Genomic DNA, 22,118 nt, shown 5'->3' on the forward strand with positions numbered 1-22,118 from the left:
TTAATTTGATTGGATGTAGCATATTTGTTTCTTTATGTGTTTTGGTTAAGGTTTTGATTTTTAGTTGTATTCTATTTTTGCTGAGATTATTGTAAATATCATGTTGATGGTTGTATGGTTTTTTGTTATTGTTTTTTTGTACCTGTATTTGTGGGTACACATCTGATATCAACTTTCTCAATTAGTGTTCTATTTCAAAGCATGAAAATACTGTTGATAACACCGCTGCCACGTCTTGCTATTGCCAACTAAATCCATATCGAAAGGTGAAAATTAACGATTTAGTGATTTTAAATTAGAGTATTTAGCGCAGCTAGTGCTTGGTGTTCTCCTAAAGTGGAACAAGTGTTAAGTGAAGTTGATATTAAGAATTAAACAAAAAAGGAAATTAAAAAATGAAGCATGTGTTGAAGCCTCTGTTGATTGTTGGTTTAGCCTTATCGCCTGTAACTTTTGCAAATGAATTGGCAGACAAAGTTTCGCTGCCAAAACTTGCGCAGAGTGTGTCAAATTTTGAGAAAAATATGAAGCAGTATGAGTATCAGGATGAAGAAGCCTATATTCAGGAGTATATTTTGGAGTTTGGTAATGGTGAACCTGCGGACCAGTGGGCAAGAGCATCATTTTGTCAGGGCCTGACTACTGAGTATATTGTTACTGTATATACGTCGAATATCTACCGTGCAGGTACGGGTTCTCGTATCCATATGAAGGTCAACTGGGGAGCGTCGAGCTCTCAATGGACCCGCCTGGACAACACCTCAAGAAACGACTTTGAGCAAGGCTCTATCGACGACTTTTACCTTCATCTACTTAACAGGGGCTCTATCGTTGATGCATCCGTGAGCATCAAAAGCGATGGCTCTGGTAGCAAAGCAGGTTGGCATTTGGATCGTATTGAAATAGAAGACACCTGTACTGGCGATGTGGGTACTGCTAGGTTTAATCGATGGATTTCCAAGTCTGTGGGCCTGAGTTCAACAAGACCTGTCAACTAAAGAAATATAGACCTGACACCCATCTATAATCTCAATACAAATAATAGTGGGTGTCATCGTTTCTGTTTTATATATTTACTCGTAAAGTTTCTCTGTTGCTTCTTTAAGCCCTGTGTGGGGTAAAAACTGATCTGTGATAGTTAGAATTGAGTGCAGGTTATTTTTTAATTTATCAAGCTCTATGTTACCTGGCTTAATAGCCGTTTGTAATAAATGAATGGCCATGTCAGCTAATAGAATACGCTGTTTTTCTAGCCATTCTTCATCGCCTTTGGTAGCGGGGTTGCCGAGGTAGCTATTTTCTACTAGGCTATGCAATTCCCAGCTAGTTTTGATTAACTTATTCCTTTCAATATCATTCACTGCCGACCTTCCGAAATATATAAATATAATGACTCCCACATCGTGCTAGCCTTCTCTTTTTGTGGGGTTGCTTGATACAAAGCGGAGCCATAATTAATTTGTTAAATAACTAAACAGCTGAGGCTAGCATGAAAAAATATAACATACTTTATATATGAACGAATACATATAAGCATTCAATGAAGTCACCATGTTTGCTCAAAACCGCCTGTCAGTAAAAGCCTATACCAACTTTTCTAAATGGTAAGAGCTGCGCTGAGCAAATACTGTTGGAGGAATATTTTCCTCCAGTCAGCTGAGCTTATCTAGCTAGAAGCGAGGCAATGGACATTCGGGGTTTCACCGGGTTCGATGATATTAATATTAACCTCCTTTAAGTCACCGATTATGGGGTTTAAAGCCTTATCAAAACGATTTGCAGCGGCTTTGATTTTTTCGGCATAGTCGTCAATGGCATCGAAATTGGCGGCGTGACTTTCAATTACTGCTTCAATCTGTTTGGCTTTGTCTTCTTGCTTAGCCAGTAGCGCTTTGTTGATCACAAGTCGATCGTCGTCTTCTTGAATGGCCTTTTTACTAATGACTTCCATTTCTTTGCTTAGCAGTGCGAGCTTGTCTTCAATATCTTTCATTGGAAGCTCTGAAGCTGACATATCAAGCTCTGCTGCTTTGAGTGCTTTGTATGCGGCAACCTGTTCGGAGTCCATGGTGTGTTTGATTATTGGGTTACAGTCTTGGTAAGCGATAAGCTGATAGCCGCCTTGGGTTTGTGGCTCAGTTGGATTTGCATTGGAGTAGCCAACGCAGGCACTCAAAGCCAGTGTTACCGAAATAATAAGTATTGATTTTGTGGTTTTCATAAGCACCTCGAGAGAATAAGTCTGATTTACAAATTTAGTCGTGGTGCAGTTTGAAAAGGTTGATTCTAGATGCGCAAGTATTAGTAACAAAATATGAATCGGACAATGAGCTTAGGATGAGTTACCACTTTTATCAGACGCTTGGCATTGATCCTGTGCTATTTCTGCGGCGTATTTGGCTTTAACTAGTTCAACATAGTGGTTGAGGTTTTTATCTGGGCTTACGGTAAAGGTCAGTTCACTTTTATGTATCGCGGTGATGCGGTCCAAGCGAAATTCACGGTAATCACTGCGGAGCTGGCAAAATGCGACCAGTGTCCATTTTCCACCCCAATAAACCAATCCGAGTGGCTCGATAATTCGTTGGGTTTGTCGCTTTGCAACATCTTGATATTCAAGTTGTACACACTGCTTAGCCGCGATGGCGAGCCTAAGTGTAGCGCTAAAAGATTGTTGTTGTGGTCCGTGTTTAAAACTTGAAACCAGATAAGGGGAGTGGTCATGCTGTTGTTTGAGGTGAGCGGGTAACACGGCCTCTATTTTGGCAATGGCCGCTTTTGCATGTGCGCTTAGTTCGGGATCCGTCCATGCTCCAACCATTTTACTGCCAAGCAACAATGCGGTGAGTTCATCATAGCTAAACATCATAGGGGGTAGTGGGTAGTCACCAATAATATAGCCGACACCAGCTTCCCCCTCAATTGGCACGCCAGAACTTTGTAAGTCCTGAATATCGCGATAAATCGTCCGCTCTGAAACCGTAAAGTGATCGGCCAATGATTTAGCAGTAACCGCTAATCGTCGACCCTTGAGCAGATCCACTAACTGAAAGAGACGTTCTGATTTATGCACGAGTTTTCCTTGTTATTCAAATCTCAGATTAATTAACCACTGCATGGCGTTTGAGAGAGTACATTACTGTGACTAATGGTGACACTCTCGCTGTCTATATATTGCGTTAATCTTTGGCACACCTCGGTTTTTGGGAATTGCGCCGAAACCGCTTTTGCATGCTCCATCGATTGCCAATAAATAATATCTAAATACTCGCCAGTCTGACTGTCTTTAGTCAACGAACGATATAGTAACCCAGGTTGCTGTTCAACCCACTCGGTAAAAGCAGGGTTTACACCCATAATGTCACTCTCTGTAGCACCAAGAGCCAATTTAAATTTTACAATCTCTACGACATTTTGTTGCATGGTCTTTCTCCTTTTTGAGTTCAAAAAGAGTAAACCACGATGTTGTGTCAGGGAGTGTCAGTAGTGTATATATATACAGTGTATTTTTTATCGAGGGCCTGTTTATCTTTCAAGTTTGTTTTTGCAGCAGCTTGATTGGTATTTATACAAGGCAGAGTCTGCGTAGCATAGTTGTTCTATGTAAGTCAGGCGATAAAGACTTTGTGCTCCTGCAAAGTCACCTTACCCCACATCCTTGTGGGGCAACACAGTAGAAATACCAATCAAGCACTGCCCTTTGGGTTCACCTGAGTGCGCTTTGTTCATTGTTGCTCAACTTTTGCCTAGATTACTAGGCGGCAAGTCGAGCGTCGCGACCAAAACACACTCAGGAGAACAAAAGTCAAACAGCAAAGATCAACAGGCCCTGGCAAAACGAAGGATCTGTATTAGGATTTAGGGTACTGCAATTAGCAGAATCAACTGTGTAAAGGATAAGGAAATGAAATTAAGTACAAGCATACTTGTAACCAGTTTGGTTGCATCCGCTATCTGTGCTTCACATGCATTTGCAAAGGATATAATTGACAGCGATATCAAAAGGCTACGTTTCTTGGCAAAGCAAGTCGCACCGCAAAGTACCACTGGGTCGTACACTTTTACTATCAACTGTCATACTAACCCCAGCTTACTAAAACGTGCAATTGAGCAAGTAAGGTGGCCTGTCGATGAAATTACCTTTGCTATTCAAGGACAATGTCAGGGCCCAATTAAGATCGCGCGACGTGGTATCACTATTTCTGGGTCTGATAATACTCAAGATGTTGTCTCTGCGGCGCTAAGCGGCGTGCAGCCGACCATATTAGTGGAGTCTGGTTCGGTTAAGCTCAATAACTTAGGGCTTGTTAGCACCGCTCAGCAAAGTAGCGTAACGGTGACGGCGCAGGGAATGGCAAGATTGGATAATGTCACAACTCAAGTGCAAGGCACTGAGCCTGAATACCACTATATCGTGACAGATAATAGTAATCTTTACTTAAGTAATCTTAATCAAGCTAAAGTAAAAATAGCTGGGGGTGCTTTTGCTGAATTTGTATCCGCTAATCAGGCGATGACGGCATATGTGTTTGACACCGCGAACGCTAGAAGTACGCAAGGAAATCAGTTCGACGCAGTGCAAGTTGCTGGAAACGGTTACTTTTTAGCAGACGGCCAATCGCATATAAACCGACTGATGATCTGGAGTAAAGGCGCAGCCGAAATCGACCAGCAAAGTAGCGTTGGTGAACTAATGATGGGCGGCCAAACCTTGTTTGCTGCTTATAGAAACTCTACTTTGTCAGGGCCTTACAGCTTCTTTGGTAACGTGGTTTTTGAGTTGGAACACTCCTCTGCGACAAATTGGGTTACGCAAGAAAGACCACATTCGCTGTTTTCCGGTAATAATGCTGTCGTAAATGGCGAGCTATTTCCAAGTTGGAGTTGGCAAGGACAGGCACCACAACCAGAGCAACCTGTTCTTAAAAACAATGAGTTAGCTCATTCCTTATCCACCTCAGGGTGATTAATAAATGCTACTACGCCGCTTAGTATTATGATTTACTACTAAGCGGCAGCGATTAATCTCAGGGCAGAAAAATAAAATGAACCATCAACAAGTACATGACTACTTACTTGCAAAACCCTATACCAGCGTAAGTCAGCCTTTTGGTGAAGGCGTTGATGTATATAAGGTAAAGGACAAAATGTTCGCGACGTTGGCACTTGGTAAAATGGGTAAAGAAGATGAAGCACATCCCCATTGGCGCGTAAATCTAAAATGCGACCCTGACGAAGCGCAAGCGCTACGCGATATTTTTAGTGCGGTATTACCGGGTTACCATATGAATAAAAAACTCTGGAATACGGTAGTGCTCGATGGTTCCATTCCAACTGGAGAGCTTGAACGGATGATGGATAACTCATTTCGTCTGGTGGTCGAAAAAATGCCTAAAAAGCAACAGAGTATTATACTGGCACAACATCAATAGCGCGGCTTAGTGGCTCGAATAGCTTGGTGTACAGCACTAATATTTGGGTTAGTGAGCGCTTGATTAGCGACGACAAAATGTACTGGAAGTGAAAAATCCAGCAATGTCGAAAGTGCAACGCCAGCCTGTGGCTCAGCCACGGCACTGCGCTCAATAAAGCTCGCGCCAAGCCCAGCTCTAACGAGTGCCAAACGAGAGCGTTCGTCTGCGGCGTTAATATTTACCGTGTTTACTGCACTTAACCGTTGGCTAAGTTGTGTATCAAAAGGGCAGTTTTTGCCCATGCGTATCCAAGTCATTTGGGCTAACGCGTTTTGCTGCGTAGGTTCAGGCCAAGATGCTGGATAGGCGGTAGTAACTGCAACTTCTCCTAAGGTGACAGCGCTAATATGTTCTGGCACATCACCATAAATAACTCCACCATCGAGCTGACCATCTCTGAGCTTTTCCAGCACGGCACCACTTGAGAGTAACTCAATGGAAAAGGTAAGGCTTGTGAAGTGCTGGTTTAAGTTTTTAATTAGCGTATTAAGAAGTGCTGAACTGTCTAATGGGTGGTTTAACCCAAGTTTAAACTCGCCAATTAATTGAGTGTTGGCTGTTGTTGCGGTATTCACCAGATCACTGGCGCTGGCTAGCGTTAATTTGGCTTTTTCTAACAGGAGCTTGCCTTGGTCGGTGAGCTGCATCCCTTTACTTGAGCGATAAAACAAGACCGTATTGAGTTCTTCCTCGAGAGATTTGATGTGGGCACTGATAGCAGGTGGCGTAGTATATAGTCGTTTCGCTGCTGCTGTTAGGTTTTGCGCTGCTGCAACAGCAACAAACGACCGTAAGTGGTAAAATTCCATCGCTAAGCCCCATCAAATAGTCAATATCACCAGTTTACGTGAGCTTGCGTTAATTGCCTATTCTGAAATGCTGAACATTGCCTTCAAAAACTATGAATTCATTAAATTTGTGTAAGCACGTAACGTAACGGCTCTCAGTGAAAGTTAATGGTCTAACTTGGAGTCATATAATGAAAATTGAAGTATCCCAGTATTTTGCAATGAAACTGGCTTGTGAAACGGATTGCGCTGACGTGTATCAGTCAATGCTAACTGGACAACAGGATTTCGTGTTGATTGATGTAAGGTCAAATGAAGCCTATGCCAAAAGCCATGCCTTAGGAGCGGTGAATATTCCTACTTTACAAATAAGTGAGCTCACTATGGCTCAATATAGTAAAGCAATGCCTATTGTTGTGTATTGCTGGGGCCCTGGGTGCAATGGCGCGACAAAAGCTGCATATAAGCTTGCTCAAATGGGGTATCAGGTAAAAGAAATGGTAGGTGGTATTCATTACTGGGAAGACTTTGAACGTTACCCCGTTAATCGTAGAGTATCTCAGGCACAAAATTGATTTAGGTGCATTTTTCTTCGTCTCATGATTATACTGTTATTTGCTCTCGGTACATTTTTCTGTGTAACGTGAGTGAATAACGATAATAACAAGGAAAATATCATGTCGAAACTAGCCCACTGCGCCATATTTGGTAGTGCTTTATTTAGCCTGTCATCATTTGCTGCTGACTCAACTCAAGATCATATTCAACAAGTGACACAAAATATTCTACCCAGAGTTCAATTAGCTGGTGAAAAATACCAACCAGTTGAATTACTAACGCGTCTTAAAGAGACACACTTGCCAGGCTTAAGTGTTGCAGTTATCAAAGACGGTAAGGTGGTATGGGCGGAGGGCTTTGGCATTGCCGATAAAAAACAAAGTCGCAAAGTCACTACTGAAACCTTATTTCAAGCAGGATCGATCAGCAAGCCAATAGCTGCACTGGCAGTATTGAAGCTGGCGCAAGATGGTAAAGTCGACTTAGACACAGACATCAATCAGTACCTGACTTCATGGAAAGTACCAATAAATGAATTTACCAAAGTAAACCCGGTTACTTTGAGGCAGCTAATGACGCACACCTCTGGCGTAACTCAACATGGTTTTCCAGGTTATGTTCGCGGAAGTAAAATCCCAACGGATGTTGAGGTATTAAAGGGAAAGGGCAATACCGACTTAGTTACGGTTGATACTCTACCAGGCAAGGCTTGGCGATATTCAGGTGGTGGTTATACTGTTATGGAGTTACTGGTAGAAGATGTTACTAAGATGCCATTTGAAGCATATGCTCAACAGGCAATTTTAACCCCATTAGAAATGCACAATAGCACCTATGCACAACCGCTACCAAAAGCGCTATGGCCTAAAGCAAGCGCAGCGTTTGATGAAAAAGGCGAACAAATTGTAGGTGATTGGCACGTTTATCCAGAGCAAGCGGCGGCGGGTCTTTGGACTACTCCATTGGACCTCGCCAAATACATTTTGGCCGTGCAACAAGCGTATGCTGGTAAAACCGTTGGACCAATCACACCTGAAATAGCAAAGCAAATGCTTGAAGTGCATCACGATGTATGGGGGTTAGGCCCTGAACTTGAACAACACAAGCAGGGACTTGTTTTTACTCATGGTGGCAAAAACAAAGGTTTCAGTAACCGTTTTGAGGCTTATGTTGACAGGGGAGATGGCATGGTATTGATGTCAAACGGGGATTCTGCAAGCTCTGTATTTGGGGAGTTACGAATAGCGATTAGCGAATATTATGACTGGGATTTTCTGCAGGCTAAAAAAATAAAGGCGATTGCGCTCACTGATACAAAGGCGAAGCTATTGGAGGGTACTTATGCCTATGACCAAGATCATCAGTACAAAATGAAAGTGACCCGAGACGGCACGCAATTCGCAATTTTAGATATGAGCAGAGATAACTTGATGGACTTTGTTGCCGTAGATGAAGATACCTTGATTGGGTTAGAAGACGGTGCAGATGTAACCATTGAAACGAATGACAAGGCACAGGTTACAGCGGTGATCTGGCGTGGATTGTATCGTTTTGAGCGGATTTAAGCGGCAGTCTCACTTCAACCAGTAGCCCGCCCAGCGGGCTATGACTGGCACTGATTTCGCCGTGATGGGCTTCAACAATATGTTTACTAATTGCCAGCCCTAACCCAGATCCCCCATGATCTCGGCTTCTCGATACTTCACAGCGGTACAGCCGCTCAAAAATTTGCTCGAGTTCAGCGGTTTTTACCCCCGGGCTTGAGTCCTCAATTTTGATCACAACAAAAGGCCCACAGACACTTGTTTGGACGGCGCAACACCCACCTGAGTCGGTGTAAAAGTGACTGTTTCGCAGTAAGTTGAGCAGTACTTGTTTAAGGCGCTGTGGATCACCTTCAATCGGTAAAGCTTGTGTAGACAGCTGGCACTTTAGTGTTTGCTGTTTTTGCGTAAAAATAGGCGTTAATTCGGTACAGCAATCACGGGTAAGGGCGTTAATATCAAGTGGCCTGAGTGTAAGTGACATAATATTGTTGTCAAACTGAGCGGACTGATAAATATCAGAGATCAAGGTATCAAGCTGATCTATTTTGCTGTTTACTTTCTTATAGGCGGTATCGAGATCGGGCTCTATATTACATTGCATAGCCTCGATAGTTAACTTTAAACCTGTGAGGGGCGTGCGCAATTCATGTGAAATATCGGCGAGTAATTGATTCTTTTGTTCAAGAGCACGCTCAGTCATATGCTGTTCTAATGCTTCTAATTTGTGCTTTTGGCGTTGGCGAAGAAGGTATATGGCCAGTCCTGCCAACAATAGCAATACTATGGAAACGGCAAGGCCGCGTTGCAGCTTTAAGTTTTCTAAGTTTGCCTGTTGTAATGATTGCTCTTTTTGCAACAGGCTTAATGCTTGCTCTTTTCTTACAATTTCAATATTGAGCGCCATTTTATAGGCTCTATTTTTATCACTGACTTTTTTAAGTTCACTTTGCGCTTGTTGGTATAGCTTAAGCTGAGTTAATGCTGCTTCAAACAGACCTGCTTGTTGATAGATAGCAGCAAGTTGTTTATGGATGTCACTTTGCATTTGTGTGCCCAGCTGAGGCTGAGTTAACAGTAGCTCTAATTGCGACTTTGCTTCATCGGCTTTTCCTTGGGCCAAATAAACATTGGCCAACGCAAGCCTAACCGAGCGCTCGGTTCGGTGCGCCCCTGAATTTATCGCCAATGCAAGCGCTTCATTGGCACTTTCAAATGCTTGGTCAATGTCTTTTAGCGCCAACTGCACATTAACAAGGTTACTCAGTTGCCACGCTGTATCGCTATCAGCCTGCATTTTTTTCGTTAATGTGAGTCCTTTAAGTATAAACGACTGAGCCTCCTCGTATTGACCTTGTTGGCATAACACTTGTCCGATTTTGCCGTAACTATTGGCAATGTGGCGAGGGTTTCCGAGTTGTTGGTCAACCTGTAATGCTTGTTTAAAGTGAGACAGCGCAAGTGGGAACGCCTCTAAATCACGATATAGCTCACCAATATTATACAGTGAGTTTGAAATTCCTTGTTGGTTATCACGTTGGCGCTGTAACATCAGCGATTGCTCATGAAAGCTAATGGCTTGCTCAATTTGTCCCATATAATCGTATATGATGCCGAGCTGGTTATAAAAGCTGGCAAGGCGAGGTGTGTCATCTAAACGCTGAGCGATCTCAATGGCCTGTTTGGCATGCATTAGCGCAGTCGAGTAGTCAGCCTTGAAGCGATAAATATGCGCTAAGCGGTCATGGATATCAGCGTTCACACGCTCATCTTGTAACGGGTCGGTTAATGCAAGCGCTCGCTCGAGTTTTTCTTGAGCTTCCTCTGCGCGATTTTGAGCAAGTAAAACCGTAGCATGACTTAGTAATAGTTTACCTTGTGCATCGGGGTCTTTAATGTCATCAATAATTTGATTAAGTGTTTCGATAGCCTCATAGGCGCTATCGTAATGACCGAGCAAAGCATGGGCTTCTATCTTCATCAAGCTGAGACTAAACCACGCACTGGATAGATAGATTGGATCTGCCTGTTTGTTGAGTAGAGTTTCTATTTCTTCTAGTGCTGCTGATGGATTATCAGTTAACAATTGTCTTACGGTATCGAGTGTGGGGAGCAAAGCACTGGACTGGCTTGTAAGTGGTGTGAGCAGAAGTAGGAGCGAAAATAATTGTTTTACTATCAGCATTCTAATTTTATTTTGCACTTACCGCTGCTCCAAAATGGCTTTTATTGTTCGCAGTATAGTTGAAGAGTATGGAATAAAGATAGAGTGTATTTACTCTAGAGCTTGCTGACTTTACTGTTAGAGTTTTGTTCCCTTGAGCAGATATTGAGCGCAACATTCGGCTTATCGCTTAGTAATCCAAGTAAAAGTTTAACAGCTGTTATCTCTTGCTACCGCGTTAAATTTACTTGCAATAGGCTAGCTATTGACGCACAAATTAGCCTTGTTATTGACAAGATTTTCTCGTCCCAAAATAGCTCACTGAATTAAGCGAATTGGGATAAGAAACAACTGCTGCCTAGGGTGATATTAGGCTTTTAAGATTCAGGTTAAACACCAATAAAGCTGTTAAAAACACACTTAAAAGATCAACTGCCCCAGTCATTAGGATTCAAACTGTATCTTCTGCATATGTGTGATCAGCATAGGGAAGAAGGTGTTAAAGCCAGCTTCTAAGGTTTGATAATGCTTAATAATGTCAGATCCACTGCCCGAAAATTGGTTTTTAAAGCGTATGCGGTTGGCTATATTATCCAACGCAAGGCCAACCCCAGATACCGATTCGTAGGTGGCAAACCAGTCATCTCGTGTCAGCGCTGACACCACTTGTTGCATACTCATTGGCATGACACCCAACTTGCTTTGTAGTAAAACAAAGCTGTGCTGTTTGAAATCATCAAGTGGGGTTGTGTGGTATTGATCCCAATGTTTAATCAAAAAGTGGTCGTATAAAACGTCAAGGGCGATCCCAGCAAAGCGACGACGTTGGGGTGAAAAAAGCAACTTGGACTCTTTTACAATTGCATGGCTATCTGTGAACTTATCAACCTGTAAATGCGTTTTCAGCCCTTGCTGAACCGGCTTAGGTAACGCGGCTATGTTCACACCATTTTGAAAGTCACCCAGCAAATTGCCAAAATGTGATGCAGCGTTGGGCTGAGCAAAATATAGGTGGGCCAGGTAATTCATGTCATGTTCGTCAATCAAATAAACTGGCCATATTTTACCCTATACGTGAGTATGAACAAGTTTAGATACAGTCAATTCAGGAGGGAGCCACCTGAGTGCGGTTATACTGGCAGGACTATCAGACAGAGCAAACAGGAGTGGGTTATGGCTATCACGGCAGAGCTAAAGCAGAAAACCAAACGTTTAGTAGAGTCAAAAAATATGCTCAAAGGGATCACCTTTGCATCGTTTTTAGAGTCTACTATCGTGCCTATTCCTCTGGAGGCCGTTATGGTGCCGTTAATGCAGGCAAGGAGAGAAAAGCTTTGGCTCATTGCGTTGATGGCGACACTTGGGTGTGTAGTGGGGGCGTTGTTTGGCTACGCGCTCGGATACTACTTATTTGATATGGTAGGCGATTCTGTTATTGAACTGGTTTCAAGCCAAGCTCAGTTTGAGCAAGTGAAAGAGCAGATGCAAAACCAGGGGTTTTGGTTTGTACTGACTTTAGGCATTGCTCCTATTCCATTTCAAATAGCTATGTTGGCGGCAGGGGCCACGCAATTTTCACTGGTGCAATTCTTAATCGCAACTTGTATTGCACGGGCACTGCGTTACTTTGGGTTGGCTGCGGTGGTTTACTTCGCTGGTGATAAAGCCGAAAAACTGATTAAAAAACACAAGGTAAAAGCCATTGCGCTGACAACCGCCATCGTTCTGGTAGGCTGGTGGATCACTAAAGGTTAGCGCCTGATTTACTTCCACTTTTTTATAAAGTGAGTGGGTTACCTTATACCAAATGTATTAAGTAAATGCGCTAATTGAAGCACAGAAATAGCGTTAGTAGCTCGGAAAAAATTTAGCTATTCAGTTGTTCTAAATGCGAAATTTTTAAGCACGCTAATATGCTATTTCATCCTTCAAATTGATTAGAGAATTAATTCAATTGGTATTATACATTACCGTGGTGCTTATATTGGATATTTCCCTTTAAACCTGCCAATACTTTGATTGTTGAGCGGTTGTCTAATCTGCAACTTACTAGCCGTTGCTGAGTAATAGTCCTTTTTGTAAAACTGCAATGCATCTTCCTGCCACACAATATCAAGAAATTGGCAAAGCGCTGTCATTACCTCGCAGGGGTGATTGACGAGTGATTCATAACTGACAATTTTGATTTGAGCTGGGTGTTTGTGCTGTGCACAGTGTAAAAAGGCATAGCTCTCATCATACATATGTTGAATATCAGCAAAGCGAAATGCGTAGCCATGAAATGGACTATTGGTCTGATAGAGTTGACGATAGTTCGCTATGCAGGTGTCTGTACGGTCACGTTTCATAACGACGAATTTGGCATTAGGAAAGGCCTTTGCCAGCAAATCCACAAATAAAAAATGAAATGGTTGTTTGTCTACAAAACGTTTCGTTGCAGTAAAGGCTTGTGTGACGAACTGAGCATACTGCTGGGTAACTTTGGCGCTTTCATAGGCCCGCGTTATGTTGTGGGTATTGCTCTGATAGTCGTGTGAAAACTTTAATGATTGCGGCACTATGCTGGTTTCCCCAAGCGGTTGCAATGACAAGGTCGCTAGCAATTGCTCCATTAAACTGGTGCCAGAGCGTGGCATTCCAATCACGAATACAGGGGCGATGTGATGGCACTGTGCAAACGCAATTGGCTGGTTCAACAGTGCAGTGAGTGTTTGAAAATATGCCGTGGTTTGCTCTGGAATATAGGATACCAAGCTGGAAATAGCCTGTTTACTGGCTGTAAAGTGCTGCCAAGCTTCACTATATTGCGCTTGCTTTTCATATTCTAGTGCAACAGCATGGTGCAAGCGTTGCAGTTCTGCCGGGGCTGCCTGTTGTGTAATTGCTGTGTTTAGCTCAGCAATACGAGCGGTTGCTTGGTGTTTGGGGGAAAGCTCAGAGTAGGCTAGTTGACACTGAGCATCGTTTGGAGTGCGTTTAACTAACACCTCAAGCAAGGTTTTGGCGTTGTCAATGTGACCAGACATCTTTAAATGCATGGCATAATTGAGCGCCAGCGCTGGTATATGTGGCGACAACTGATAAGCCAATTGAAAGTGCCTGCCTGCATCCGTATATTGATTTAGCCGGAGCAAAATATTGGCTAAGGTGTCGTGCTCTATTGCTGATAACTGCTTCGTTCCAATAAGCTTGGTAATATAACGCTGCGCCACCAGCGGATCGTGAGTGAAGAGGGCCAGCTTTGCAGCGCTCAAGTAATATCGAGGCAATGCTGATAAGTTAATGCATTTATCGTAGATTTTGAGTGCTTTAGTAAGGTTCCCAAGCACCGTATTCAACTCAGCTAGTAATGCATAAGCCTGATGATCACTGGAGTCTTGCTGAATACGAGTGAGCAAAGCTTGATGCGCCAGCTGAAACTGACGCTGTTGAATATATTGTTGGATTTGATGGTTTGGTGTCATAGCAAAATCAGGAGAGTGAAATTAACTTCACTCTCTATCTCAGAGTTTTTCTGATTATAACTCAAACTGATAGTCTAGCTTGATACCTAATGTGCGCGGTGTAGTTACATAGTGTCCGTATACACGCTGTTGTTCAGGAAGTGCTTTATTCAGCGCAGCAAACTTAGCTTCTCCTGCCCAAGATTTATCACGTCTTACCGATGTGAACGCAAACTTATCAAACAAATTATCTACATATACAGTCACAGCCCACTGATCGCTAGATAGTTTTGCACTGAGGTTAGACAAAGCAAATCCAGGTAACACCTCGCCATCCGCCTTTAACCCTACTTTGGTGTATACATCACTTTGTGCCGTGATCCCGTAGTTGACGTTCAGCATTTTGTCGTCAAAGACGGTTTGCTCATAGCTTAAGCCAAATGAGAACTGTTGTTTGGGAGCACCTGGCAAACGGTCGCCATCTTGACCATCATAATAGGGCTGGTAAAGTGCGATTTCTTCAGCGCTATAATCGCCTTCTTTGAATACTGCAAATAACGCTGGTGCATCAGCCGTGAGTTCAGCTTTAGCATACGAATAGGTGGCATATAGTGTCCATTGATCGTTTAAAATGGCACGTGTTGACAACTCAATACCGCTAGAGTTAGCAGATCCTGCGTTTGAAGTAATGATCTCTTGGCCATTGACGGTAACCGACGAGATCTGTGCATCTTCCCAATCCACACTGAATAGCGCTGCGTTAAAGTGTAACTTGTTGTTAAACCAAGTAGATTTGACGCCTAGCTCATAGTTGGTGGTGGTATCTGGCTTATAACTTAGTTCATGTGGCAATGCACAAATTATCTGCTGATCTGGCAAGGTTTCAGGGCAAGACTTGATGCCATTACCTCCACCTAATCTAAAGCCCTCGCTGACGGTGAAATAAGTGAGCACGCCATTTTCTAGGGTGTAATTGGCATTAAACTTAAACAAGCTACCATTGTCTTTCGCCTCGACTTGTTCGTACTTAACCTTGTCTAGGCTTGGTAAGCCTCCTGAGAATAGCGGCGTTTCGGCAGCCGACTCGGTTTCAATGTCATAGCGGTAAAAGCGAGCGCCAACAGTGATGTTAAAGTCTTCAGAAAACGCATAACCCAGTTCACCAAACAAGGCTGACTCTTTGCTGGTGGAGTTAGCCAGCGCAAGGTACTCTAAGTCTTGCTCGATATTGTCTATTTCGTCGCCCCAAAACTCGGTTAGGCCCGGCGTGTACTCTCTGTCGTCAGAGCTGATTTCTTGCTTGCTGTAATAGACCCCAGCTATCCAGTTGAACGCCTCATCGCCTTTAGAGACTAAGCGGATCTCCTGAGTGAAGGTATCTTGATCTGTGGTATCTTTTGTCAGCGCAGTAAAGCTTGGAAAGTCAGCATAGCCAGGCCAAATATCATATAGTAAATCGGTTTGGTCACGTTGCCCTTGTTGCGCTTTACTTGACCACCCAGAGGCAGAAACTAAGTCTGCAAACCCTAAGTCAGCATTGATTTCAAGACTGAGTAAATCATCTTCTTGCTCGTTCGGTTCCACAACTCGATAGGCCGACTCATATGGCTTGATGTTATCCACGAGCGGGTGGCTTGCTGCAAGGCTTTGATATTGTGAAATGGAGTTGGCACCATTATCTTGCTTTTGATGGAAGTAATTTAGTGTGGTGTCGATATTGTCATTGACCAACCAACGCAAAGAAACACGAGTGGTTGTGATGGTTTCATCGTTGGCATCTTTAACGGCAGCAATATTTGCTTCAATCTCATCCGTGTTGTTCCATTTTGGATCTGGAGTTGAAACGCCAGGCTGTTTCACCACATAACCATAATCCATAAAGCCTGGGTTATGGTAGCGATTTACACTTGCGCGAACTGCAAGCTCATCAATGATAAGAGGTAGGTTAAACACTGCACCGAGTTCATGACCTTGGCTATCACTTTCGTTAATACTGAATAAATCACCACTTAGTTTGCCCTCAACAATATCAAGGACCGGTGCTTTAAGCATTGTTCTGATTGCTCCACCTAAGGTGCCAGCACCATAGAGTGTCCCTTGTGGACCAATTAACACTTCAACGCGCTCAATATCGGTTAAACGCAGGTCAACATTAATTGGGATTTCACCTAAGTAAGTTGCCACTGTGCCTGAGTCAGACGCTCGCTCTGATGAATTGGTATTCAGTCCTCGTACAATAATAGGCGAGCCTTCACGGCCGCCTTGTTCCGTGATTGTGAGGCCAGGCACCCATCGAGCCACATCTTCTAGGTCACCAATATTTTGCTCACGCATCACGTCACTGTCGACCGCTGTAATGTTTAACGGTGCTTCTTGAACCGTCCCTGCGCGTCGCGTAGCCGTCACTTGAATACGCTCAATTGATTTTTCTTGAGCGATGTTGGTTTCGGCTTGTACTGGATTAATAGAAAAAAAGCTCGAGCTCACAGCGAGTGCGACTAAGCTTGGGTGGCGCTTACTCATGAAATATGGGACCTTAATTAACAAGTTTATACGTGACGAAATTTCAATCTTGATAGTTGGGTATCTATGCACTGGAGTGCATCTTGATACGAGACTTAGAGAGAATTTCATACAGCAGATGGTAGGCTAAGTCATATATTTCTGCGCTTTACCATCATGAAATTTCCGCGCATGCTAACATGTTTATTCTCATAAAGTGAATAATTATTTTGTTTTTGTGGGTGTTTATTTATGTGAGTGATAGTTTGATTTGCGAAATTTTTTAAATAGCTTAGAGTATTAGCGCTATAACCTTCTTTTATACATCGATAATCTTAAGGAAAAACAATGAAAAAGCTGATGTTTGCATTGTTGGCATCTTGTACATTAATGGGGTGCTCTGACAGTGAAGTTGGAGATGTGTCACTCGGTTTATTTACGCTCAAAGATATAAAATTAGACTCAATGGTTGACCCTGTTGTCACGGGAGTAACTTGTCATGTGGCGAGTGTAGAAGACGACCTGAGCTTCTCAGACCCCAGTGACAGTTCAATTTCTTGTCGCCAAACCAGTGAAATAACGCCCGCGATGCTTGCCAATATTGATAAAAGTGATTCTGGTGAAGTGGTGTTTAAAAAGTCAAAAAGCGTATTTTTTAAATCAATGAAAGTGAGAAGGATCTTTGATGCAAAAAACCAGACTTTGATGTACTTGGCGTATACCACAAAGGAAACCTCAGGCAGTTTTAAGCATAGTTTATCGACCGTGCCACTTTGGGGCACCCAAGCGTATCAAGAAAATGTGACTAAGTAATTATCCGAAGCTCAGGTTATTTAGCTGTTTTAAAAGGATTTTTAGCGAAGGTGATACGGTATTTAATTCTTAAAATTGATTAGAGAATTAATTCAATTACTATTAAACCTTTTTATTCACGATTTCGACTAAGCTTATAGAGAAGAGAGCCGAGGAGAGGTCGTGATGTTAAAAACACGCTTTTTGGGTAAAACCGTCAATATGATATTTGCTGCCATGACTTTGTTGTTTGTTATCTTAACACTCACAACGGATGCCCATGGCGTATCAACACAAACCGAACAAGTAGAAGCATTTGAGCAAGATGAAGTTTTGTCTCGACTTAAACAAAAGTAAGTCGCCCCTATTGTTATTTTGCTTGATAAGTTAGCTCAAAGGTAAAGCAAGCCCACGCTAAGGCGTATATTGGTTCGTGTGCGTTAAGGTACTCCTTTGCTGATTAACGCATGTTTTTTGTGTCACTTTTATTACTCCTACTCACGTTTAGACGCTGCATTGACTAATGCAAAAGCTCTAATTCCGATAATCACTCCAATCTCACTAATAGTGATCAATGACCTTTCATTAAATTTGTAATTATTTTGTTGCTATATCGTCAGTCTGGATTAGTTTTAATAGAGGATTGAGTAAAGGTAGAGTAGTTTGCAACAGGAGCCTTGCAAGTGTCTACCTGATAAAAAATAGAGACTAATAAACCAGAACCCAGGTTAACAAGGAAGAGATATGGCATACCAATTTGATAACTTTTATAGCCATGGTGCAATTAGCTTTGATGATTTCATTAATTGTGTCACGAGCTTATACACCGGACCTGATTGCCTAGACGATAATACGTTGCGGCTACTTGCCGAAATGCTGTATAGGCTAGGGCAAAATAAACAATTTTTAGCAGCACAAGTCGCCGGCAGTGGGAACTATAAACATCTTGCTAGGGGGCTGGTAGATAACGACGATTTATACGTTTTGTACCAGAATAAACAACCGTTTTTTAGAGTATGCGCGCAAATCTGGCACCCCACACCTAAACGAGGGAGTCTTACCTGCTTTTTACCGCTGTTACGAGACTATAATTTTACTGCGTTGACGACTAACTATTTTGGCCCAGGCTGCGGTAGCAAGCTTTATCAATATGAATTTAGACATGACTTACAGCGTGGAGAACATTGCGGCCTCACATTTCAGCAGTTTTATCAGTTTACCTCCGAAACAGTCTTGTACACGGAAGCTTCAAAAGATGCGCTTGCACAAGCGTTACCAAAAAGTTTAAGCATCACGATTAGCTTGCAGCTAGAGCAAAAAGCACACCCTTGCTTTTTATTCGATAAATCATCTGGACGAGTACGCCGATTAATTTCAGATACCATGACTGAGACTGTTAAAAAGCCGGAAGTCATGTTGCTAGAGAGCTGAAAAGCTATCTGATGCTGTTTTGCCTTTAATAGCTGTAACCATGACGTAAATATGTTAAGTGTATAGGCACAACAATCATGGTGTTCGCGCTCTATCATAGCCGTAATTATCCAAAGCGGTATATTGATTTCCTAGAGAAAGCGACCACACAGTTTATATCAGTTTACTATCTAACCTGAGGCTTGGATAAGGAAAAAGCTAACTAATTGCTTTTAAATTACATTAAGTTATTTCCTTATCTAGCCAGAGCATTCTGGTGTTATCGGCAGAGTTTCTCGCCTGACAATAGATCAATTAGTTAAGCAAATTGATATTAAACTGACCCTATTTCTATGACAATAATTATAACGGAGTGGCGTAATAATGAATAAAATAAGCATGGTGGCACTTTCTGTGGTGCTTGGACTGAGTGGGTGTGCGCAAGATAAACCGGTAACAGAAACTTCTTCCGTTGTTCAAGCAGGTCAGTCGACAACGACCCGTACCGAGATAAATAAAGTCGTTGACCAATATACCAAGCAATTTATTAACCATCAGCCAGCCCTAGCCACTTCTCTTAAATTACCTACCAGTGAATACGGAAATTATTCAAGCCGTCTTCCTGACTACTCTTTAGTTGGTATGCAAGCGCTGCAGGTTGATATGAATGCGGCTGCGGACAAGCTAAAACAGTTACAGTCTACCACCACACAGCCAGATGACTTGTTACACCTTAAAGTGAATGAAGTGATTGCACGCTACTATGCTGGTGATAAAGGCTTCTCTGCTGGCTATATTGATACATGGGGTGGACATCTTCCGTACGTGGTGAATCAGCTATCAGGCCCGTTGCTTGATATTCCTAATGTACTCAAAGATCAGCATGCGGTTGAAAGCGAGCAAGACGCTAAAGACTACTTGGCAAGGTTGGCAGCTTTTGTTGAGGTGACCAAGCAAGTAGCGAGTAAGGTCAAAGCCGATGCGAAAAAAGGGGTGATTTTACCTAAAGTACTTTTTCCAAATACACTTGGTTATTTAGATAATTTTACTGCACCAAGTGGAGCTGAACATCCACTGGTTTCTTCATTTAAAGATAAGCTGGCAGACATCGAAGGCATGGATGAAAAGTCGATTGCGGATTATGTTGCACAAGCAACAACTATCGTCGAGCAGAAGCTGTACCCTGAATTTAAAAATGTGTCTGCGATTATGCATGATTTAGAGCGTAAAGCTCCCGAACATGTTGGTATTTGGGCACAGCCTAACGGTGAAGCTTTCTATCAACACGAGATCACTTATCTTGCAGACTCTGATATGAGCGCGGAGCAAATTCACCAAGTTGGATTGGCTGAAGTTGAGCGTATTTCCAAGCGAATGGACGAAATCCTTAAGCAAAATGGCTACGCTGAAGGCTCGGTTGGTGATCGCATGAAGCAGCTAAATGAGGAGTCTCGCTTCTTGTATGCTGATTCGGATGAAGGGCGCGAAGCGTTGCTATCTTTTCTGCGCGCAGAGATAGGGACGATTTTGCAAAAGGCGCCAGAGTATTTCTCAACTATTCCACCACAGCCTGTTGAGGTGAAGCGTATTCCAAAAGCTGTTGAAGCAGGAGCACCTGGTGGATACTACAATGGACCTTCTCTTGATGGTAGCCGTCCTGGGGTATTTTCTATTAATCTGAAGGACATGAAAGCAGTGCCTAGTTTTGGCATGAAAACCCTGACTTACCATGAGGCGGTGCCAGGACACCACTTCCAGATTGCACTTAATATGCTGCAAACTGAAATCGGCTTAATGCGACAAAATGCTTCATTTAACGGGTATGTAGAAGGGTGGGCATTGTACTCAGAACTATTAGCATATGAGATGGGCATGTATAAAGATGATCCTTTTGGTGATTTAGGGCGTTTGCAGGCGGAAGCGTACCGTGCGGCTCGATTGGTTGTCGATACAGGCCTTCATTATAAAAAATGGACGAGAGATCAAGCGATAAAATACTTTGCAGATGCTACCGGGACTGCGATGAGTGATGTTGTCTCTGCTATTGACCGTTACATCGCGTGGCCTGGGCAAGCGCTAGGTTACAAATTAGGTATGCTTAAACTCGTTGAACTAAGAGAGCATGCGAAACAGGAGTTGGGTAATAAGTTTGATATCAAGGCTTTCCATGATGTGATCTTGCTAAAAGGCGCAAGACCAATGGTGCTAGTGGAAGAAGATATTAATACTTGGATCCACTCGCTTAAGTGATCCCTTCGGTGCGAATAAAGGTGGCCTTTTTGGCCACCAGTTTTACCACCTACCGCGTTTGTATGTCTTGGCTTGTACTAGACATGCAAGCATGATCCCCGACAAGATTCTTACCCTGAGTTTAGGTTAATTTACAGTTTGGTTTTTCCTCTGCATGTTCCAGTATTTCTTCACTGCGACTAAGATCTTTTTGTTTTAAATCAAGACCTGATTTGCGCTCATTTTGCACAGGTTCGAACGCCAGTTTCGCGAAGAGTGCAAAGTGATCTGAGCCTATATTCGCTAGCCGCTTAATATCAACCACGGTGAAGTGATGGCTAGAAAACAAGTGATCCAAAGGCCATCTGGCAAATGGGTAATCGGCATGAAAAGTATTAAACATGCCTCGTCCAACTCGAGGGTCCAATAGTCCGCTTATTTTCCTGAATAACCGAGTGGTTGGGGACCATGCCACGTCGTTTAAATCCCCCGTGACTATGGTTGGTAATGACTGTTTTGCGACCCGTTTGGCGACCACCACTAATTCAGCATCACGCTCTATGGCTGTTTTGTTTTCGGTCGGGCTAGGAGGGGCCGGATGCAAAAAGTGAGTTTGAATAACCATGTTCGGTGCGAGAGTGAGTTTTGCGTGTATTGAGGGGACGCCTTCCTCAACAATATACTCACAGGATGCATCATCTAGTGGGTAGCGAGAATAGACGTGCATGCCATACAAATTTGACTGCGGACACTTTACACTATACGGCAGTATATCTACTAGAGAGTCTAGTTGTTGTTGCCATATATCATCGCTTTCAAGTGTGACCAGAATGTCGGGCTGTAGAGTTCTGACTTGCTCTAGCAGCAGTGCAAATTGACGATTGCCTTGCAGTACATTGGCAGTGAGTAAACTGATGGTATGGGGGGTTGTTGTTGCTGGTTTGATCTCAACAGGCCACAAGGGAGTGTAAGGCAAAATCCACCATAACTGGAAACACAAACAACAGGTTATGCTTAGAAGCAAGATGACGGTTAAGCCATTAATCTCCATATACCAGAGGATAAGTAGAAGCAAACTTGCCGCTATTGATGCTAACTGTAACCTTGGAAACTCCATCGCTCTGACACTCCAGTGTGGGTGCTTAACAAGAGGTAACAAGGTAGCCAGTAGGACAAACCCGCACAGCGCAACAATAGCCCAATTCATGAAAATC

General features: G+C 43.0%; 21 protein-coding genes. 10 read left to right on the forward strand and 11 right to left on the reverse strand.

What is annotated here, in order from left to right; genetic code table 11:
* Nucleotides 1-181: hypothetical protein (locus tag CEX98_RS23110; RefSeq protein ID WP_206780896.1), on the reverse strand; the 181-nt coding region annotated here is incomplete at its 3' end.
* Nucleotides 182-395: 214 nt separating this feature from the next.
* Between CEX98_RS23110 and CEX98_RS14630 the strand changes: the two genes are divergently transcribed.
* Nucleotides 396-998 carry a PLAT/LH2 domain-containing protein gene (locus CEX98_RS14630; protein ID WP_099642790.1) on the forward strand — a complete coding sequence of 201 codons (603 nt, stop codon included), beginning with the start codon at nt 396-398 and terminating at the stop codon, nt 996-998.
* A 75-nt stretch (nt 999-1,073) separates the two neighbouring features.
* Here the strand turns inward: CEX98_RS14630 and CEX98_RS14635 are convergent, their stop codons facing one another.
* The 4 genes from CEX98_RS14635 to CEX98_RS14650 form a co-directional block, all read right to left on the reverse strand.
* The gene (locus tag CEX98_RS14635; protein ID WP_099642791.1) at nt 1,074-1,361 is read right to left on the reverse strand and encodes a hypothetical protein; all 288 of its coding nucleotides are present in this window, start codon (nt 1,359-1,361) and stop codon (nt 1,074-1,076) included.
* Nucleotides 1,362-1,666: 305 nt separating this feature from the next.
* Nucleotides 1,667-2,221 (reverse strand): hypothetical protein, encoded by a 555-nt coding sequence (locus CEX98_RS14640; protein WP_099642792.1) that lies wholly within the window; start codon nt 2,219-2,221, stop codon nt 1,667-1,669.
* Between the two features lie 111 nt (nt 2,222-2,332).
* Nucleotides 2,333-3,073, reverse strand: coding sequence for a helix-turn-helix transcriptional regulator (locus tag CEX98_RS14645; protein WP_099642793.1), 741 nt, complete (start codon nt 3,071-3,073; stop codon nt 2,333-2,335).
* A 32-nt stretch (nt 3,074-3,105) separates the two neighbouring features.
* Nucleotides 3,106-3,423 carry a hypothetical protein gene (locus tag CEX98_RS14650; protein WP_099642794.1) on the reverse strand — a complete coding sequence of 106 codons (318 nt, stop codon included), beginning with the start codon at nt 3,421-3,423 and terminating at the stop codon, nt 3,106-3,108.
* Nucleotides 3,424-3,904: 481 nt separating this feature from the next.
* Here CEX98_RS14650 and CEX98_RS14665 point away from each other — a divergent pair, with 481 nt between their 5' ends.
* Together CEX98_RS14665 and CEX98_RS14670 are read left to right on the forward strand one after the other, a co-directional pair.
* On the forward strand, nt 3,905-4,966 hold the full coding sequence (locus CEX98_RS14665; protein WP_099642795.1) for a hypothetical protein: 1,062 nt from the start codon (nt 3,905-3,907) through the stop codon (nt 4,964-4,966).
* 79 nt (nt 4,967-5,045) lie between these two features.
* Nucleotides 5,046-5,432, forward strand: coding sequence for an MmcQ/YjbR family DNA-binding protein (locus tag CEX98_RS14670; protein WP_099642796.1), 387 nt, complete (start codon nt 5,046-5,048; stop codon nt 5,430-5,432).
* On the opposite strand, the gene CEX98_RS14675 is transcribed toward CEX98_RS14670, so the two are convergent.
* Nucleotides 5,426-6,283, reverse strand: coding sequence for a LysR family transcriptional regulator (locus CEX98_RS14675; protein ID WP_099642797.1), 858 nt, complete (start codon nt 6,281-6,283; stop codon nt 5,426-5,428). The genes CEX98_RS14670 and CEX98_RS14675 overlap by 7 nt on opposite strands.
* Nucleotides 6,284-6,453: 170 nt before the next feature.
* Here CEX98_RS14675 and CEX98_RS14680 point away from each other — a divergent pair, with 170 nt between their 5' ends.
* A complete protein-coding gene (locus tag CEX98_RS14680) occupies nt 6,454-6,837 on the forward strand; it encodes a rhodanese-like domain-containing protein (protein WP_099642798.1) in 384 nt (127 codons plus the stop codon).
* A gap of 102 nt (nt 6,838-6,939) precedes the next feature.
* Nucleotides 6,940-8,385 (forward strand): serine hydrolase domain-containing protein, encoded by a 1,446-nt coding sequence (locus CEX98_RS14685; protein ID WP_099642799.1) that lies wholly within the window; start codon nt 6,940-6,942, stop codon nt 8,383-8,385.
* On the opposite strand, the gene CEX98_RS14690 is transcribed toward CEX98_RS14685, so the two are convergent.
* Complete coding sequence (locus CEX98_RS14690; protein WP_242441718.1) at nt 8,339-10,567, reverse strand: tetratricopeptide repeat protein; 2,229 nt, start codon at nt 10,565-10,567, stop codon at nt 8,339-8,341. The two genes, CEX98_RS14685 and CEX98_RS14690, sit on opposite strands and share 47 nt — an antisense overlap.
* A 405-nt stretch (nt 10,568-10,972) precedes the next feature.
* Nucleotides 10,973-11,557, reverse strand: a complete 585-nt coding sequence (locus tag CEX98_RS14695) for an ACP phosphodiesterase (RefSeq protein ID WP_099642801.1) — start codon at nt 11,555-11,557, stop codon at nt 10,973-10,975.
* 144 nt (nt 11,558-11,701) lie between these two features.
* Here CEX98_RS14695 and CEX98_RS14700 point away from each other — a divergent pair, with 144 nt between their 5' ends.
* On the forward strand, nt 11,702-12,283 hold the full coding sequence (locus tag CEX98_RS14700; RefSeq protein ID WP_099642802.1) for a YqaA family protein: 582 nt from the start codon (nt 11,702-11,704) through the stop codon (nt 12,281-12,283).
* 224 nt (nt 12,284-12,507) lie between these two features.
* Here CEX98_RS14700 and CEX98_RS14705 read toward each other — a convergent pair whose 3' ends face one another.
* Nucleotides 12,508-13,992, reverse strand: a complete 1,485-nt coding sequence (locus CEX98_RS14705) for a tetratricopeptide repeat-containing sulfotransferase family protein (protein ID WP_099642803.1) — start codon at nt 13,990-13,992, stop codon at nt 12,508-12,510.
* Between the two features lie 54 nt (nt 13,993-14,046).
* The gene (locus CEX98_RS14710) at nt 14,047-16,494 is read right to left on the reverse strand and encodes a TonB-dependent receptor (RefSeq protein WP_099642804.1); all 2,448 of its coding nucleotides are present in this window, start codon (nt 16,492-16,494) and stop codon (nt 14,047-14,049) included.
* A 327-nt stretch (nt 16,495-16,821) separates the two neighbouring features.
* On the opposite strand from CEX98_RS14710, the gene CEX98_RS14715 reads away from it, so the two are divergent.
* The 4 genes from CEX98_RS14715 (at nt 16,822) to CEX98_RS14725 (ending at nt 20,925) form a co-directional block, all read left to right on the forward strand.
* Nucleotides 16,822-17,286 carry a CreA family protein gene (locus CEX98_RS14715; RefSeq protein WP_099642805.1) on the forward strand — a complete coding sequence of 155 codons (465 nt, stop codon included), beginning with the start codon at nt 16,822-16,824 and terminating at the stop codon, nt 17,284-17,286.
* Between the two features lie 162 nt (nt 17,287-17,448).
* On the forward strand, nt 17,449-17,622 hold the full coding sequence (locus CEX98_RS22900) for a hypothetical protein (protein ID WP_172439780.1): 174 nt from the start codon (nt 17,449-17,451) through the stop codon (nt 17,620-17,622).
* Between the two features lie 387 nt (nt 17,623-18,009).
* Nucleotides 18,010-18,696 (forward strand): transposase, encoded by a 687-nt coding sequence (locus tag CEX98_RS14720; RefSeq protein ID WP_099642806.1) that lies wholly within the window; start codon nt 18,010-18,012, stop codon nt 18,694-18,696.
* Between the two features lie 363 nt (nt 18,697-19,059).
* Complete coding sequence (locus CEX98_RS14725; protein WP_099642807.1) at nt 19,060-20,925, forward strand: DUF885 domain-containing protein; 1,866 nt, start codon at nt 19,060-19,062, stop codon at nt 20,923-20,925.
* A 121-nt stretch (nt 20,926-21,046) separates the two neighbouring features.
* Here the strand turns inward: CEX98_RS14725 and CEX98_RS14730 are convergent, their stop codons facing one another.
* Nucleotides 21,047-22,111: an endonuclease/exonuclease/phosphatase family protein gene (locus tag CEX98_RS14730; RefSeq protein ID WP_099642808.1), complete on the reverse strand. Its 1,065-nt coding sequence runs from the start codon at nt 22,109-22,111 to the stop codon at nt 21,047-21,049.
* Between the last annotated feature and the right edge of the window lie 7 nt (nt 22,112-22,118).

This window comes from Pseudoalteromonas piscicida, from assembly GCF_002744175.1.
Lineage (GTDB): Bacteria > Pseudomonadota > Gammaproteobacteria > Enterobacterales > Alteromonadaceae > Pseudoalteromonas > Pseudoalteromonas piscicida_B.

Excerpts from the sequence above, each read along its gene's own strand:
- CEX98_RS14630 (WP_099642790.1), top strand. The coding sequence starts at position 396 with ATGAAGCATGTGTTGAAGCCTCTGTTGATTGTTGGTTTAGCCTTATCG.
- CEX98_RS14640 (WP_099642792.1), bottom strand. The coding sequence starts at position 2,221 with ATGAAAACCACAAAATCAATACTTATTATTTCGGTAACACTGGCTTTG.
- CEX98_RS14650 (WP_099642794.1), bottom strand. The coding sequence starts at position 3,423 with ATGCAACAAAATGTCGTAGAGATTGTAAAATTTAAATTGGCTCTTGGT.
- CEX98_RS14665 (WP_099642795.1), top strand. The coding sequence starts at position 3,905 with ATGAAATTAAGTACAAGCATACTTGTAACCAGTTTGGTTGCATCCGCT.
- CEX98_RS14670 (WP_099642796.1), top strand. The coding sequence starts at position 5,046 with ATGAACCATCAACAAGTACATGACTACTTACTTGCAAAACCCTATACC.
- CEX98_RS14675 (WP_099642797.1), bottom strand. The coding sequence starts at position 6,283 with ATGGAATTTTACCACTTACGGTCGTTTGTTGCTGTTGCAGCAGCGCAA.
- CEX98_RS14680 (WP_099642798.1), top strand. The coding sequence starts at position 6,454 with ATGAAAATTGAAGTATCCCAGTATTTTGCAATGAAACTGGCTTGTGAA.
- CEX98_RS14685 (WP_099642799.1), top strand. The coding sequence starts at position 6,940 with ATGTCGAAACTAGCCCACTGCGCCATATTTGGTAGTGCTTTATTTAGC.
- CEX98_RS14695 (WP_099642801.1), bottom strand. The coding sequence starts at position 11,557 with ATGAATTACCTGGCCCACCTATATTTTGCTCAGCCCAACGCTGCATCA.
- CEX98_RS14700 (WP_099642802.1), top strand. The coding sequence starts at position 11,702 with ATGGCTATCACGGCAGAGCTAAAGCAGAAAACCAAACGTTTAGTAGAG.
- CEX98_RS14705 (WP_099642803.1), bottom strand. The coding sequence starts at position 13,992 with ATGACACCAAACCATCAAATCCAACAATATATTCAACAGCGTCAGTTT.
- CEX98_RS14710 (WP_099642804.1), bottom strand. The coding sequence starts at position 16,494 with ATGAGTAAGCGCCACCCAAGCTTAGTCGCACTCGCTGTGAGCTCGAGC.
- CEX98_RS14715 (WP_099642805.1), top strand. The coding sequence starts at position 16,822 with ATGAAAAAGCTGATGTTTGCATTGTTGGCATCTTGTACATTAATGGGG.
- CEX98_RS14720 (WP_099642806.1), top strand. The coding sequence starts at position 18,010 with ATGGCATACCAATTTGATAACTTTTATAGCCATGGTGCAATTAGCTTT.
- CEX98_RS14725 (WP_099642807.1), top strand. The coding sequence starts at position 19,060 with ATGAATAAAATAAGCATGGTGGCACTTTCTGTGGTGCTTGGACTGAGT.
- CEX98_RS14730 (WP_099642808.1), bottom strand. The coding sequence starts at position 22,111 with ATGAATTGGGCTATTGTTGCGCTGTGCGGGTTTGTCCTACTGGCTACC.